Raw genomic sequence first — 14159 nt, forward strand, 5'->3', positions numbered from 1 at the left:
ATGGTCTCGTGCCCGGAGAACGACGTGGACGGCACCAGGCAACGGTGCTCCGACTTAGCCTGCGGTGCGCCAGCTGGTGCGTGTCACCGGCTTAAAAACAGCGTAACGGACTGCAGGTGGAGGACGTGGGAGGCGCTGTGGACGGAGTACAAGAAGTTGCATGATTTGCTGGTGCAAATGGTCGGCCGGGACGAACTCTGCCGACGTTGTTGCGCCATTCCTGGCGTCGATCCAGTGACGGCACTGACCGTCAAGGGCGGCCATCGTAGTCCGCATAGGTTTAGCAAATCGAACGCCGTTGGCGCGCATTTCGGACTGACTTCCCGACGTATCCAGACGAGCACATCTATCGGCGTTGAAGGGCATATTTCGGAGTGCGACGGCGTGGTACGTACCTTCTCTTCGAGACGGAGAACGCGATGCTGGTGCGCTCCAAGAAATGGTACGGCATCAAGGCCTGGGGTGTTTGGATCGCAGCCAAACGTGGTCACAAACGCGCGTTGGTGGCCGTTGCGCGTAAGCTGGCGGTGGTCATGCATCGCATGTGGATCGATGGATCTGTGTTCCGGTCCGCAGAAGATGGAAGTGCAACCGAACCGAGTCTTAGCAACCCGACGGCGCTCGCCGCCGCAATGTTAGCGCTCTGGCGAGCGCCGTCTGACAGACAGTGCGACGACAGAAGATTGGCTGAGTTTCCGCCGGTCGGCGGAGAGGCGTTTGGTGGATCGAAGCGGATGCGGCGAGTACGTTATCTTGCCGGCGACGACAGCTCGATTGAGACGTCGAGCGCGCTACCGTGGCTGTGTTGCCCCGCGATCCTGACGACGACATGTGCGCCCATTTGGATGGCGGGGCTGAGCACGAACTACTGGATTGACCACCAGATGTTATCACACCGACATCATGACGAAAGCCCGACCAATGCCACGTTGTAGACCGCTCGTGAGCAGCCGGAAATATCAAGCAGAGAAGACGATCATGTCGGAGCAGAACGCGGAGGAGCGCCCGATTACTCCGGCGATTACTCCCTGCCAGGCCGTAATCGCCCTGACCGTCCTTCTACTTACGCGGCAGCGGCGGCCATGCAGTATAAGCGCTCTCACCAACACAGGAGGCGCTTCATGGAGTTCTTCTGCGGACTCGATGTCGGCATGGATCAGACCGCGATTTGCGTGGTCGACGACAAGGGCGACGTGCTCCTGGAGGTCGCGCTGGTGACCGAGCCGGACGCGATCAAGAGCGCACTGTCGCCGTATCGCGGCCGGCTGAGGCGGGCCGGCCACGAGGCCGGCGCGCTGTCGCCGTGGCTGCACCCAGAATTGCTCCATCTCGGCCTGCCGGCGATCTGCGTGGAGACCCAGCACGTGGCGCCCCGCTGCATGCCCAGCGCAACAAGACCGACCGTGCGGATGCGCTCGGCATCGCCCACATCATGCGCACCGGCTGATTCCGGCGCGCGCATATCAGGACCGCGCCGTGCTATCGGCTGCGGCTGACGCATCGCCGCAATCTCAAGCGTAAATTCCTCGATCTCAAGAACGCGATCCGGCACTCCTTGAGGGCGCTCGGCATCCGGCTCAACCGCGTCGGCCGTGGTGCCTTTGCGCAGGCCGTAAGCGACGCGGTGGCCGGCGACGCGCTGATCGCCGAGCTGATCGACGCCATGCTCAATGCCGATGCGGCGCTGTGGAAGGAGTACTGCCGGCTGCATCGCCTGGTCGTCAAGCTGGTTGCCGGACACGAGCTGTGCAGGCGCTTCATGCAGATTCCAGGCGTCGGGCCGATCGCCGCGCTGAGCTTCATGACGGCGATCGATGATCCATCGCGATTTAGGCGTTCCCGCGACGTCGCGGCGTATTTTGGCCTGACGTCGCGGCGCTTGCAGTCAGGCACCTCGATCGATGTGCAGGGGCCGATCAGCAAGGCGGGCGACGCCGATGTGCGGCGCGCGCTGTACGAGGCAGCGAGCGCGCTGCTGACGCGCTTCAAGCGTCGCGACAAGGTGAAGACCTGGGGACTGGCGGTTGCCAAGCGGTCTGGACACCGCAAGGCGGTGGTCGCGGTGGCGCGCAAACTCGCGGTGATCATGCACGCGATGTGGTGCGACGGCACGGCGTATTGCGGCGATCAGGTCGTCAGCGCCTCCGACGCGGCCGCGCATGCCAAGCGCAAGGACCGCAGGCTGCTGGGAGCGCTGGCATGAACCATAGCAGCAGCCCGGCAGCAACGAACAGGCGTCGCGGGCGACGCGCGAATTGTTGGAGCTCCGCTGTCAGCGGATGAGGACCGGTGCAGATCCAAGACCACGGTACGTACGCTATTTTGCCTGCGAGGCGGTGTCCGAAGGGACGGCGCGATCGCACCAAATTGCCTGTGACGTGGCTCCGTCAGACCGATGGAAAATTGCGCCGCGACGGCTATGCTGCCGCCATCGTGCAGCCGCGCCACGCCGTCGCTGAGCGCGGAAAGCTGCACGGCGCACTGGGACTCCTCGCTGTCAACGAGCTGCAGATCAGGCTGCGTTGCAGACGTGTTTTTGACGATGAAGATGGAGAGCACCGATGGCGAAAGCGACGAAGACGATCGTGGCAGAGAGGCAGAACACCCGGCCGATTAAAGCGGCAAGATAAAAGAAGCTCGCCGGATGAACACCAAGCCATTGCCATGGCTTGGGTTCAGCCGTGCCGGTCGGTCGGTGGGCGTGCCGCCATTGAGTTTTTTGCCAGTAAAGTCAAAGATCACTTCGGCACTGATCGTGCTGTAGCGAGCTCTGGCGAAAGACTCGGATCATTCCGCGCCAAGGAGAGAATCCGCTACTTGGTCTGCGCCAGCGGATGAAGCCGTATCGCGGCCGTCGGGCCTCAGGGTCTGTGCTGACGCATTCCGCCCGGGGCAGGCGCGAGAGCCGTCCTAGCCCATGCCTCGGATCTCGGGTCAGGCGGTGTCGTTGTTGCCGTCTGCAGGCTGATGGGTGGTCGCTTCAACCACTGATTCTTGTCGCTCTAGCCAGAAGCCGGGTGTCTGATACCAGACCCGCTCGGACTCGGCGGATAATGGAATGCCCCGGTGGAGTGCTTGGATCGCAACATTCATCATCGGCGAGTTCACGAGGGCGCTCTTCAGCCGGCGACTGGCGTCCTCATCGCGGCCGTTTGTGCAGGGAAAGATGCTGACCCCGCCGATCGACGAGGCCTCGAAGGAGGCACCGCGGCGGACCACGCGCAGCAGGAAGCCGTACCAATCGTCGCTGGTAAGCGGGAGCAGCAGCCGACCGTTGTCGGCGAGGCCGTCGAGCCATTGCGGAGCGGGGTGCGTGCAGCCTGCGAACACGATCACGACGTCATGTTCGCTTGCGGTAGCATTGACATTTCGGCCATCGCCCGGGATCACCTGGACCTGCGGCCAACTCTCCAGATTGATGCGGGCTCGATCGGCCAGAGCCGGGTCGACTTCGACCGCCGTAACCTGCCCAGCGGGCCCGACGATTTCGGCGAGCACGGCTGAATAGTAACCGCTGCCCGCTCCGATCTGCAGCACCCGTTCACCTCGGGCGATATCGAGGTGCTCGAAATTGCGCGCCCAAAAGCTCGGCATCCCATTGTTGAGCTTCCGGCTCGGGTCGATCGAGACCAGGACGTCGTGATAGAGCCAACGCGGATCGTCGTCCGGGGTGATGAACGGCTCCCGGTAGGGGTAGGGTATGATCCACCAGGGACCTGGGCCGACGAACGGCTCTCGCGGCACGGCGCCGAAGGCTTCGACGATGTGTGGGTTGCGCAGAATAGGCGTCTTGCAGCGTAGGTCCTCGGCATACCAGCGGCGTGCTTTTGCGATCTGATCCACGGTTCTCTCCTCTCAGCATGGAGAGGATGCGGCCCTCGGACCGGTAGCGCGGACACGGCGGAAAATTTTTCCCGAGGCTGTCCGCAACGGATTTGCTCGGCCGCATAATAGGGGTGATGGAACGATCGATTGGCACCCCTGGAGTTGGCTCGAACGCCGGTCGCACCGTCGCCGATGCGGCGGCGGCGATCGAGGCCTTGTCCGAGACCGATCTGGTGCGGCTGAAAGCCCTGGCGCAATTGTGGAGCCGCGGGTTGCCCGGAGGGATCGGCTGGACCGACGTGCTGCATGAGGCCATTCTCCGCGTTCTCGACGGATCGCGGGTCTGGCCTCTGGGTGTCCCGATCCTGGCTTTTCTGTCCGGCGTCATGCGCAGCCTCTGCGACGATTATTGGCGGCGCGTTCGGAGCGAGCAACGGCTACTGGTCAGCCGCGATGATCCCGGCCAGTACGGCGTCCCGAGCGATCCCGTTGACGAATTGGCCGATCCCGAACGCGTGGCCGTGGCCGTCGCAGGGCTCGCCGAGGTGTTCCGGCTGTTTGCAGGAGATCCGGTCGTGCTGCAGATCGTCGACGGGCTGGCCAACGGCCTCACGGCCAGGGACATCTGCCGGGCGTATGGCATCTCGGCTATCGATTACGATACTGCGCGGCGGCGAATGCGGCGGGCGCTGCTCCGCCACCAACGGAATTGGAGCTCGCCATGACACGCTGGCACCCCCGTCTCGAACTCGCGCGCCTGCTCCAGGCGCTCAGCGATGACGTGATTGCGGCGACTGACGAGGAGCTGCGGGAGATCCAGGGACGTGCCCTGGCCGGCACGGCACGGCAGGTCAGGCGCCTCGTCAAGGCGGCGCAAGCTGCCGAGGGCGGCGAGCCCCGCATTGTGAGCTCGAGCGATTCAGAGCGCGGCCTGGAGTCTGTCCTATCACATCACAATCGGCACTGATCGGTTGGGAGAAGGCTTGGAAGAGTAGGGGAGCCGGTCTCTCTGAGGGGTAATCGGCGCAGGACGGGCGCCCGGTTTGGGAGACAGCTCGCCGGACGTGGCGAGCCTCGCACTCGCGACGCTCATTGCGGTCGACGCCTGTCGCATCCCGACCCAAGCGGACTTGTCCATCGTATGCCGGCGTAGCACAGCGAAAACTCGGCGATATGCGAGTCCGGAGTTGCTGTGGCACATTCGACCTATGTCGCCGTGCGGCCGTTGCCCGAGTGAGTTGCGCGCTCCGACCAATGCGAGGTCCTGCAAGCCCCTGAACGGGGCGTATGCTCGTGAGAGCGTCGCAGGCCATCGCGTAGGGCAATTGGGCCGTCGGCCGGCTGAAGTTCGCAACGATCTGCATGGGGTCACCTGGACGGTCACCCGCCAGTGACGATCGTCCGTCGCGAGCACAAGGCGCAATTCACGATCGTCCCGAACGCGGTCTTCGCGGACTCCCGCCTTTCTGTCGAGGCCAAGGGTGTCCTCGGCTATCTTTTGTCACGCCCCCACAAATGGCACGTCCGTCTCGATCATATCGGGCGAACCCTCCTGGTCGGCCGCAAGAAGCTGCAGCGCATTTTCCGAGAGCTGATCGCCGCCGGCTACGTTACACGCGAAGCGCAACGAATTGTCGACGGACATCGGTTCGGTGAGATTGACTACGTCGTCCGTGACGTGCCGGCGCCTGTGGATAAGTCGGCGCGTCCGCGGGGTCGAAAGGGACCTGCGGCTCCGCGGGTCCAAAAGGGACCTGCGTATAAAGACTCACCGCGGGGCCCTGAGGGACCTGCCTATAAAGAACTATACAAAAACAGATCTGCATTGTCGGGCGACCTCCCTCTTGATGGTCGGCCGGAAACCATCGACGTGACGCGCCGTCGGCTGGCCGAGCTCCAGGATGGCGCTCGCCTTGATCCGGAGATTGTCGCGCTCTTCGACGACGTTGCTGAAGGTTGGGAATTGATCGCCGCGCTCCCGGACCCCGCGCGGGATGAGTTGCGTCAACGCTACAGTCGGGGTGAGCTCGACCGGTTTGCGATCATGGAGCTCTGGACCCGATACCGACATTTGCTGGGTGGCGGTCGGCCGAAAGGCGGGTAAGGGAGCGGGCTGTCGCGGGGCGCCCAGATTGTGCTGGCTGCAGTGAAATGACGAAGCTCCAAAACGCTGGGACTAGCCGGCGGGCCGTCCAGAGGGCTGAACCGGAAGCTATGCTGTGTATCGTCCTGATCTCTGCCTCCTCGTGAACATGCGCTGCAAGGGCCAGAGCGGGCGCAGGAGACTGAAGCGAATGGATCGGCCCTATCCGCGCCGATCTCCTTTGAGGCACTCCAAGGACGTCCGGAAGGATTTGGAGAGCTGTGGAGCCGAGGGCTCAGCAAAGGGGAGCAACAGTCGCCACGCTACGTCGACACTGCGGCTGCCTTCTTAGTTGGCGCTGGCGTCCGCGGAGTGGTTTCACTGCGAGGCAGTTCAGTCAGGATTCTCAACTATCCCAGTTGTACGACATCGCATCCGAAACTCCGCCTAAGGGATTTCGGATGTTGCCAAGCATTCGCTGAGCCGTCATCCGTCGAATCTGCGTGCCTTCGATGTCGCCGCGGCAATCAAATGAGGCGAGACCACCCCTGGATGCCAAAGCGCGAACCGATGCTTCGAAACGCTGCGGAAAAGCTCGCCCTCACCGTTCCTGAGGCTGCCCTACTGTCTTCGCTGGGACAAACGTCGCTTTACAAGGCCATCAAAGAAGGGCGGCTGCGAATCCGAAAGTATGGCACGCGTACGATCATCACGCGCGCGGATCTCGCCTCCTTCTTGGAAGGCCTGCCTGACGCGACCAAGCAGCCCGAGCTGTGACATCCTCGGCAGGGCAGGGGATAGTCTGAACTTTCAGGCGACCTTCATCGGGGTCACATTGCTCCTTGGTAGTTGCGTTGCGTAGTCTGCGAACGTCTGCATCACATGCAGTCGCTTCTTCAGGGCCTCGCCGCGTTTATAGGCCTTTTCGGCATCATCGCCCGTAATGTGGTGCAGGCAATGCTCGACGATCTCCTCCTCGAAGTGGGTCTGCTCCTGCGCCCAGGTTCGAAACGTCGTGCGGAAGCCGTGCACTGTCAGGGAGTCGTCTCCGGTGAGCTCCTTGAGATATTTGAGCATCGTCATGTTGCTCATCGGTCGCTTTAGGCTGCGACCGGGAAATACGAATTCGTCACTCACACGGCTGTCGTAGGCCTCACGCAAATAGTTGAGCGTCTGACGGGGCAACGGCGTGCGCTTCAACCGCTCGTTCTTGGTGCCGAGAAAGCCGAGATCCCAGATTCCGTTATCGAGATCGAGTTGCGCCCAGCGCATGTTCTGAACTTCGGCGGTCCGTCCCAGGGTCAGGATGATGACCTCGAGCGCCCGCGCGCTTTGCGTCGAGATGGCGCTGAGCTTGTGCATGAACGCCGGTAGGTCCTGGTAGTCCATCGCCTTGTGGCCGCCCCGTATCGTGCCACGCCGCCGTTGCCTGGGCATGATCGGTTGCAGTCGGCTGGCCCAGTCAGCCGGGTTGTCTTTCGGTCGCAGGTTGTGAGCGATCGCTGCGTCGAGAATCTTCTTGATGATCTGGCGAGCGGAGCGGGAGGTCTCAGGCTGCTGCCAGATCGGCATGAGCACGTTGACGACATGTGCGGTTTCGATCTCGTGGACCCAGTGCTTGTGGAGCGGGCCGCAGACGACTTGCACGATGCGCTTTAGCTTTGCTCTTGCGGCCTTGTGCCTCATGCCGGTCTCGTAGGTTCGCCGCCATTCCTCGGCGAATTCGCCGAACTGGCGCGATCCCTGAGTGCGGCGTTTCTCCACGTCACGGTGCTCTCGTGGATCGGTCCCCTTGGCCAGAAGCCGCAGAGCGTCAATCGCCTTGTCCCTGGCCTCGGACAGCTTCAGGCCGGTTTCCTTGGCCGAACCGAAACCCATCTTCTTGACGATGCCGTTGCGCTGATAGCGGAACGCCCAGCGGCGGCCGCCACTTGGGGTGACGATCAAATAGAGATTGTTGCCGCACGGGTATTCACCGGGCCCGACGGAGAGATAGTTCTTGGCGGTGATCTCGGGCCTTTGAGTTAGAAACTGCATGGGAGATTCGAACTCCTGTCCCTCGCCGAAAAATGCAGCGTTTCAGGTGAGGGGGATTCTAACTCAGATCGAGGGATGGCCAAATGGACGGTCTGGCGGAGTTCGCCGTCGATCGCCGATCGTACGCTGCAGTCGCCGAAAGCGCGAAAAACCACGATCTGACAAGGTGTTATCGTGGGCTTCGGTGATGATCGGCGATGGCGGGTGAAGGGGGGCGAAGACGGGCCTGGCGCGCTCGGAGAGATTCGAACTCCCGACCCTCGGAATCGAAATCCGATGCTCTATCCAGCTGAGCTACGAGCGCAAAATGTGCAGGCCGAACCGGCGAGGCCCTCGATATCAGACTTGGCGGGGCAAGGCCAGCCTTCGCGGCGCTCGGGTGCACGACATTCGAGATCGGCCGAATGCGCAGACTGCCGCAACGGCGTCGATAACCCCATCAGAAGCAGGGATGGCGGCGGCGGTCCTGGCCGATATAGGTCGCCGCGCTCTGGTAGCAGTGATTGGTCGAAGGGCCGTCATAGAAGGCGAAGGTGCCAGGCAGCGGACCGGGCCCGTAATTGTGCAGGAAGCTGATCGTGTAAGGCAGGCCGTGATGGTGGAGGTGGTGACGATGATGACTGCGGGCCTCCGATGCCGCGGGAACCAGGGTGGCTGCAGCCAGGATCAAGGCGGCGACGAAAATGGGAAGCTTGCTCATGTGGTGTCTCCAAGGAAGCAGACGACAGCAGGTCGCCTGCGCAGTCTAACGTCAAAGGGCCGGGGAGGGAGGCACAATACGGCATCTCTTGCCAAATCTTCGGCAGCCAATCAGCCTCTGTCCAAACCCCATCGTCCGAACCCCATCGTTACCTTGGTGGTTGCGCACCTTCGAACATCGAAAAAGGTCGGAGCCCAGCCCGGGACGATGTTCCGAATGCAGCAGCCTGAGGCGGCAACCCGGCCAATCGCCGCGTGGCGATCGTCAACTGTCCGCTATCAGCTGTGCGGACGCCGCTGTCCAAACTCAGCGTCTTCGTATCGAGCAATCCCCGAAACAATCCAGCGCCAGATCGTCCCCACTACCGGGCACTGGATTGTTTCGCCGAGACCGGCAGTGCAAGCGATCGCCTGCTGCCTTCAGTCCCGACCAAGCGGATTAGCGCTTGGCCTTCTTCGTCTTCTTGGCGACCTTTTTCGCCGTCTTCTTCGCAGTCTTCTTGGCGGCCTTCTTCACGGTCTTTTTGGCCGACTTTTTGGTCGCGACCTTCTTGGCTTTGGCGGCGGCCCGCTTGGGTGCAGCCTTCTTGGAGGTCTTCTTCGCTGCCTTCTTGGCCGCGCGCCTGGCCTTCGGGGCCGCCGCGACCACCGGATCCTTCGGCGGCTCGGCGGGCGTGCTGGTCTCGGTCACGGTAGGGTCAGAGAGTGGAGTGTCGTCCATATCGGTCCCCCGATGTGTTGGAAACACGGCAACGATAGCTGGATTCTGCCGGCTGTCAAAGCGCACCGCAACTAATCACTTGTGCGCAGGCTCGCATAGGCGGCCAACGCACGCTCCCGTCCGTGCCTGTGATCGACGACCGGCGCCGGGTAGGAGCGGCCGAGCACGACGCCGGCCTCGGCGAGCTCGAGCGGTTTGGCCGCCCAGGGCTGATGGATCAGGGCGGCCGGAAGCCGCGCCAGTTCCGGAACCCAGCGTCGCACATAGGTCCCGCTGGAGTCGAACTTCTCGCCCTGCAGCACGGGATTGAAGACGCGAAAATAGGGGGCTGCGTCAGCGCCCGAGCCGGCCACCCACTGCCAGCTCGCCGGGTTGCTGCCGGGATCGGCATCAACCAGCGTGTCCCAGAACCATTGTTCGCCGAGTCGCCAGTCGATCAGGAGATGCTTGACCAGCAGCGAGGCTGCGACCATGCGGACCCTGTTGTGCATGCTGCCGGTGTGCCAGAGCTCGCGCATCCCGGCATCCACGATCGGATAGCCGGTTTGCCCGCGCTGCCACGCCCGCAACGCCGCAGCATCCTGCGACCACGGAAATGCGTCGAAGGAGGGCTGCAGATTGCGGGTTGCGAGGTCAGGATTGTTGAACAGCAGGTGGCGGCTGAACTCGCGCCAGCCGAGCTCGCTCAGGAACTTGTCGATGCCGCGCGCGAAGGCCGGCTGCTGCTCGGCGGCGAACCGCGCCGCGTGCCAGATCTGACGCGGGCTGATTTCGCCGAAGCGCAGATGCGGCGACAGGCGCGAGGTCGCCTCGATGTCCGGCCGGTCGCGATCGGCGGCGTAGCCGCGCACGGTGGTCTCGAGGAACTTTGCCAGCCGCGCCTGCGCGGCGCGCTCGCCGGCGCGCCAGGTCGTGCGCAGACCGCCGGCCCAGTCGGGGCTGGTCGGCTCCAGCGCCAGCTCGTCGACCGTGAGGCTCGCAATGCCCGATGGCGACGACAGCCGCACCGGAACGGGCAGCGGCTTCGGCGGATCGCCCTGGGCGAGCACGCGCTTCCAGAATGGCGTGAACACACGCGGACCGCGGCCATCCTTGCCGCGCAGTTCGGCCGGATCGATCAGCAGGTCGTCGGCAAAGACACGCGACTTGACGCCGATCGCATCGAGCGCCGCCTCGACCTCTGCGGCCACGGCGCGCGGTCCGGTCTGGGCCACATCGTTCCAATAGACCGCGCTCGTGCTCGCCTCGCGCGCCAGCTCGCTGATCGCCTTCGCCGAAGGTCCGCGCCGGATCACGAGCTTGACGCCAAGCGCGTCGAGCTCGTCTTGAAGCGCGCGCAGTGATTGCGCCAGCCACCAGCGCGACGCGCCGCCGAGGGGGCGAAGCGCAGCACTCTCAGTATCGTAAACGTAACAGCATATGACGGGCGCGCCGGACGTGGCCGCTGCATGCAACGCGGGGTGGTCCGACAGGCGTAGGCTCTCGCGAAACCATACTACGATGGGGGAAAAAGACATCACTAGGTATCTGGTTGCCGTTTTCAAGGAGGCACGAGGGTATTCTACGCGCCGGAAAATAACTGGTTGGAAACCAACTACGGGCAGTTTGAGATTCAGTTGCAGTTCCCCAGAAGGTTTTTGACGTGTCTCTCAAGTTGAAGCTCGGCACCAAGGCGCTGATCGGCGCCGCGGTCGTGATCGCTTTGAATACAGCTCTCGTGGTCGGTGCCGCCTATTGGTCGCTGTCGTCCGATTTCGCCGATCGTGCCAAGCGGGACATTGAAGGCAATCTGCGCACCTTCGCCTTGACCTTCGCCGAGACGTTCAAGGACGCCAAGGTGAGCATGCAGAACGGCGCGGTCACCCGTATCGAGGTCCCCACGATTTCCGACATCAAGGACCATGCGATCGTCGATCGCGCCACGTCCTATGTCGGTGGCAGCGCCACGCTGTTCGTCGTCGATGACAACGGGCAGTTTGTGCGGCGCTCGACCAATGTGAAGAAGGAGAATGGCGACCGCGCGGTGGGCACCCAGCTTGCCGCCGACCATCCTGCGCAGCCGCTGCTGCGGCGTGGCGAGGCCTATAAGGGCCCGGCGGTCCTGTTCGGCAAGCCGTTCATGACCGCCTATTTCCCGGTGACGAATCCGGCCGGCAAGGTCATCGGCATTCTCTATGTCGGTGTGCCCATGGCCGAGCTCGACGCCATGCTGTCGCAGGTGATGCAGACCATGATGGTCGCCGCCGCCATCGCTGCTCTGCTGGTGCTTGGCTTGACCATGCTCGCCGTGCGGCGCGTCACCAAGCCATTGACCGCTGTGACAGAAGCCCTGACGGCGATCGCCGACGGCCGCGAGCACGTCGAAATCGGATCCGACGACCGCAGTGACGAGATCGGCGAGATCGCCCGCAGCCTCATGTTCTTCCGCAGCGCCGCCGGCGAGCGGCGGCGGATGCGCGAGGAGCAGGCGGCCGCGGCTGCGGCTGCCGTCGAACAGCGCAAGACCGAGTTGCAGCGCTTTGTGAATTCGTTCCAGGCCAGCATCGGCGGCATCATCGAGAACGTGCTGACGTCGGCGAGCGAGTTCGAACGCGAGGCCCGCCAGCTGACCCAGGCCGCGCGCACCACCGCCGACCTGTCGGGACAGTCGGCCGGCGCCTCCGAGACTGCGTCCGAGCACGTCCGCACCGCAGCAGCCGCCTCGGACGAATTGTCCGGTTCGATCGCCGAGATCATCCGCCGCGTGCAGGAATCCAATGCGATCGCGGCCGAGGCGGTCAACCAGGCCACCGCCACCGACCAGCGCATCAAGGAGCTGTCCGACGCCGGCAACCGTATCGGCGACGTCGTCAAGCTGATCACCTCGATCGCCGAGCAGACCAACCTGTTGGCGCTGAACGCCACCATCGAGGCCGCCCGCGCCGGCGATGCCGGGCGCGGCTTCGCGGTGGTCGCCCAGGAGGTCAAGACGCTCGCCGGGCAGACGGCCAACGCGACCGAAGAGATTTCCAGCCAGATCGCCAATATGCAGACCGTGACCCAGGAATCGGTCGACGCCATCAAGGCGATCGGCGCGACCATCGAGCGCATCAACGGCATCGCCGCATCGATCTCGGCCGCGGTCGAGCAACAGCGCGCGGCCACGCAGAATATCACCCAGAGTGTCCGTTCGGCCGCGAGCGGGACCGCCGAGGTCGTCAACAACATCCGCAGCGCGGCGCGCGGGGCGGGCGAGACCGGCGAAAGCTCCAACCGGATGTTCGCCTCGGCGCAAGCGCTGTCCGGCGAGAGCCTGCGGCTGAAGGCCGAGGTCCAAAAATTCCTCGACAACATGCAGGCGGCCTGACACGGCGGCTCACCCATACAGCAGCCGGGGCAGGATCGTCACGATGCCCGGGAACAAAGTGAGCAGCAGCACGAAGGCGATCATGATGATCAGATAGGGGGCGGTTACGCGGGCGATATAGCCCAGGCCGTCCTCGGTCAGGCCCTGGATCACGAACAGGTTGAAGCCGACTGGCGGCGTGATCTGGGCCATCTCGACCGCGAGCACCAGGAAGATGCCGAACCAGACCTCGTCGAAGCCCGCGCCCTTCACGATCGGCAGCACGATCGGCAGGGTCATCACGATCATCGAGAAGCCGTCGAGGAAGCAGCCGAGGATCAGATAGAACACGATCAGCACGGCGATCAGCATGAACGGCGACAGGCCGAGCCCCTTGACGAAAGCGGCCACCGCCTGCGGAATGCCGAGGAACGCCGCAGCATTGCCGAGGATCGAGGCGCCGAGCACGATCAGCGCGATCATCGAGCAGGTGATGACCGAGCCGATCATCACATCCCGGACCACCTGCTGCGACATCGCGCCCTGGAAATACGCCACCAGCGCCGCGCCGAGCACGCCGACGGCGGCGGCCTCTGATGGCGTGGCGAGCCCGCCATACATCGAGCCCAGCACGCAGGCGATCAGGAACAGCGCTGGCGCCAGATCCTTCAAGGCCGCGAAGCGCTCGGCCCAGGGCACAAGCGACAGCTGCGCCTCGGCCTTCGGCACCATCGCGGGCTTCAGCGTGGTGTGCAGCATGACCCAGCCCATGAAGGTGCCGGCCAGCAAGAGGCCCGGCAGCACGCCGGCCGTAAAGAGCTTTAGAATGGAAACATCGCCGAGCACGCCATAGATGATCATGATGTTCGACGGGGGGATCAGGAAGCCGAGCGTGCCGGCGCCGGCCAGCGAGCCGATCGCGATGTCGCGCGAATAGCCGCGGCGCAGCAGCTCGTTGAGCGACATCCGGCCGATCACCTGCGTGGTCGCCGCCGACGAGCCGGAGATCGCGGCGAAGATGGTGCAGCCGATGACGTTGACGTGGAGCAGGCGGCCTGGCAGCAGCCCGGCCCATGGCGCCAGGCCCTGGAACAGCGAGCGCGACAGCCGGGTGCGGAACAGCAGCTCGCCCATCAGGATGAACAGCGGCAGCGCCAGCAGCTCCTGGGTGGTCAGGATGTTCCAGGCATATTGCGGAAGCAGCTTGTCGAGCGGGATCGAGCGGAACATTGCCAGCAGCAGCGTGGCGGTGAAGGCGAGCGTGAGCCCGATCCACAGCCCGCCGGCGAGCAGCGCGAACAGGATGACGAAGAGAGCGATGACTTCGATGGTCATGGGGAGGGGGAGTCCGCGGTGAGGATGGCGGGCGGGAGGAGTCCGGCGGAGGAGGGGGCAGCAGCATCAGTTGCTATCTGGCCGAGGTGGGCACAGAGGCTGCGGCGAGCGCGGTGCAACCTCGCCCCGCTTGC

The 14159-nt window shown here is 63.9% G+C and carries 12 protein-coding genes, 1 tRNA gene and 2 pseudogenes; 8 read left to right on the top strand and 7 right to left on the bottom strand.

Going from position 1 to position 14159, the window contains the following annotated elements:
* Positions 1-177 precede the first annotated feature (177 nt).
* From HL671_RS38235 to HL671_RS06685, 3 genes and pseudogenes are all read left to right on the top strand, one after another.
* Positions 178-315, top strand: a pseudogene (locus tag HL671_RS38235) (IS110 family transposase); the annotation flags it as partial.
* A 104-nt stretch (positions 316-419) separates the two neighbouring features.
* Positions 420-935, top strand: coding sequence for a hypothetical protein (locus HL671_RS38240; protein WP_246579404.1), 516 nt, complete (start codon positions 420-422; stop codon positions 933-935).
* 186 nt (positions 936-1121) lie between these two features.
* A pseudogene (locus HL671_RS06685) lies at positions 1122-2203 on the top strand (IS110 family RNA-guided transposase).
* Between the two features lie 731 nt (positions 2204-2934).
* Here HL671_RS06685 and HL671_RS06690 read toward each other — a convergent pair.
* On the bottom strand, positions 2935-3843 hold the full coding sequence (locus HL671_RS06690; RefSeq protein ID WP_172235934.1) for a protein-L-isoaspartate O-methyltransferase family protein: 909 nt from the start codon (positions 3841-3843) through the stop codon (positions 2935-2937).
* A gap of 116 nt (positions 3844-3959) precedes the next feature.
* Between HL671_RS06690 and HL671_RS06695 the strand changes: the two genes are divergently transcribed.
* The 4 genes from HL671_RS06695 (at position 3960) to HL671_RS06710 (ending at position 6685) form a co-directional block, all read left to right on the top strand.
* Complete coding sequence (locus HL671_RS06695; RefSeq protein ID WP_246579392.1) at positions 3960-4550, top strand: RNA polymerase sigma factor; 591 nt, start codon at positions 3960-3962, stop codon at positions 4548-4550.
* A complete protein-coding gene (locus tag HL671_RS06700) occupies positions 4547-4792 on the top strand; it encodes a hypothetical protein (protein ID WP_172235935.1) in 246 nt (81 codons plus the stop codon). Before HL671_RS06695 ends, HL671_RS06700 begins: the two co-directional genes overlap by 4 nt.
* 423 nt (positions 4793-5215) lie before the next feature.
* On the top strand, positions 5216-5929 hold the full coding sequence (locus tag HL671_RS06705) for a helix-turn-helix domain-containing protein (protein WP_172235936.1): 714 nt from the start codon (positions 5216-5218) through the stop codon (positions 5927-5929).
* A gap of 531 nt (positions 5930-6460) precedes the next feature.
* Complete coding sequence (locus HL671_RS06710) at positions 6461-6685, top strand: helix-turn-helix domain-containing protein (RefSeq protein WP_012044950.1); 225 nt, start codon at positions 6461-6463, stop codon at positions 6683-6685.
* 33 nt (positions 6686-6718) lie between these two features.
* On the opposite strand, the gene HL671_RS06715 is transcribed toward HL671_RS06710, so the two are convergent.
* The 5 genes from HL671_RS06715 to HL671_RS06735 form a co-directional block, all read right to left on the bottom strand.
* Positions 6719-7945 carry a tyrosine-type recombinase/integrase gene (locus tag HL671_RS06715; RefSeq protein ID WP_172235937.1) on the bottom strand — a complete coding sequence of 409 codons (1227 nt, stop codon included), beginning with the start codon at positions 7943-7945 and terminating at the stop codon, positions 6719-6721.
* A 227-nt stretch (positions 7946-8172) separates the two neighbouring features.
* A tRNA-Arg gene (locus HL671_RS06720) sits at positions 8173-8249 on the bottom strand.
* A gap of 135 nt (positions 8250-8384) precedes the next feature.
* Positions 8385-8645, bottom strand: a complete 261-nt coding sequence (locus tag HL671_RS06725) for a hypothetical protein (protein ID WP_172235938.1) — start codon at positions 8643-8645, stop codon at positions 8385-8387.
* A 438-nt stretch (positions 8646-9083) separates the two neighbouring features.
* On the bottom strand, positions 9084-9335 hold the full coding sequence (locus tag HL671_RS06730; protein ID WP_172235939.1) for a histone: 252 nt from the start codon (positions 9333-9335) through the stop codon (positions 9084-9086).
* 101 nt (positions 9336-9436) lie between these two features.
* The gene (locus HL671_RS06735; protein ID WP_172235940.1) at positions 9437-10882 is read right to left on the bottom strand and encodes a cryptochrome/photolyase family protein; all 1446 of its coding nucleotides are present in this window, start codon (positions 10880-10882) and stop codon (positions 9437-9439) included.
* 125 nt (positions 10883-11007) lie between these two features.
* On the opposite strand from HL671_RS06735, the gene HL671_RS06740 reads away from it, so the two are divergent.
* A complete protein-coding gene (locus HL671_RS06740) occupies positions 11008-12711 on the top strand; it encodes a methyl-accepting chemotaxis protein (protein ID WP_012044932.1) in 1704 nt (567 codons plus the stop codon).
* 9 nt (positions 12712-12720) lie between these two features.
* On the opposite strand, the gene HL671_RS06745 is transcribed toward HL671_RS06740, so the two are convergent.
* Positions 12721-14025 (bottom strand): TRAP transporter large permease, encoded by a 1305-nt coding sequence (locus HL671_RS06745; protein ID WP_172235941.1) that lies wholly within the window; start codon positions 14023-14025, stop codon positions 12721-12723.
* Between the last annotated feature and the right edge of the window lie 134 nt (positions 14026-14159).

It is taken from the genome of Bradyrhizobium denitrificans (assembly GCF_013179005.1).
In the GTDB taxonomy this organism is placed as follows: Bacteria; Pseudomonadota; Alphaproteobacteria; order Rhizobiales; family Xanthobacteraceae; genus Bradyrhizobium; species Bradyrhizobium denitrificans.

Excerpts from the sequence above, each read along its gene's own strand:
- HL671_RS38240 (WP_246579404.1), top strand. The coding sequence starts at position 420 with ATGCTGGTGCGCTCCAAGAAATGGTACGGCATCAAGGCCTGGGGTGTT.
- HL671_RS06695 (WP_246579392.1), top strand. The coding sequence starts at position 3,960 with ATGGAACGATCGATTGGCACCCCTGGAGTTGGCTCGAACGCCGGTCGC.
- HL671_RS06700 (WP_172235935.1), top strand. The coding sequence starts at position 4,547 with ATGACACGCTGGCACCCCCGTCTCGAACTCGCGCGCCTGCTCCAGGCG.
- HL671_RS06710 (WP_012044950.1), top strand. The coding sequence starts at position 6,461 with ATGCCAAAGCGCGAACCGATGCTTCGAAACGCTGCGGAAAAGCTCGCC.
- HL671_RS06715 (WP_172235937.1), bottom strand. The coding sequence starts at position 7,945 with ATGCAGTTTCTAACTCAAAGGCCCGAGATCACCGCCAAGAACTATCTC.
- HL671_RS06725 (WP_172235938.1), bottom strand. The coding sequence starts at position 8,645 with ATGAGCAAGCTTCCCATTTTCGTCGCCGCCTTGATCCTGGCTGCAGCC.
- HL671_RS06735 (WP_172235940.1), bottom strand. The coding sequence starts at position 10,882 with ATGTCTTTTTCCCCCATCGTAGTATGGTTTCGCGAGAGCCTACGCCTG.
- HL671_RS06745 (WP_172235941.1), bottom strand. The coding sequence starts at position 14,025 with ATGACCATCGAAGTCATCGCTCTCTTCGTCATCCTGTTCGCGCTGCTC.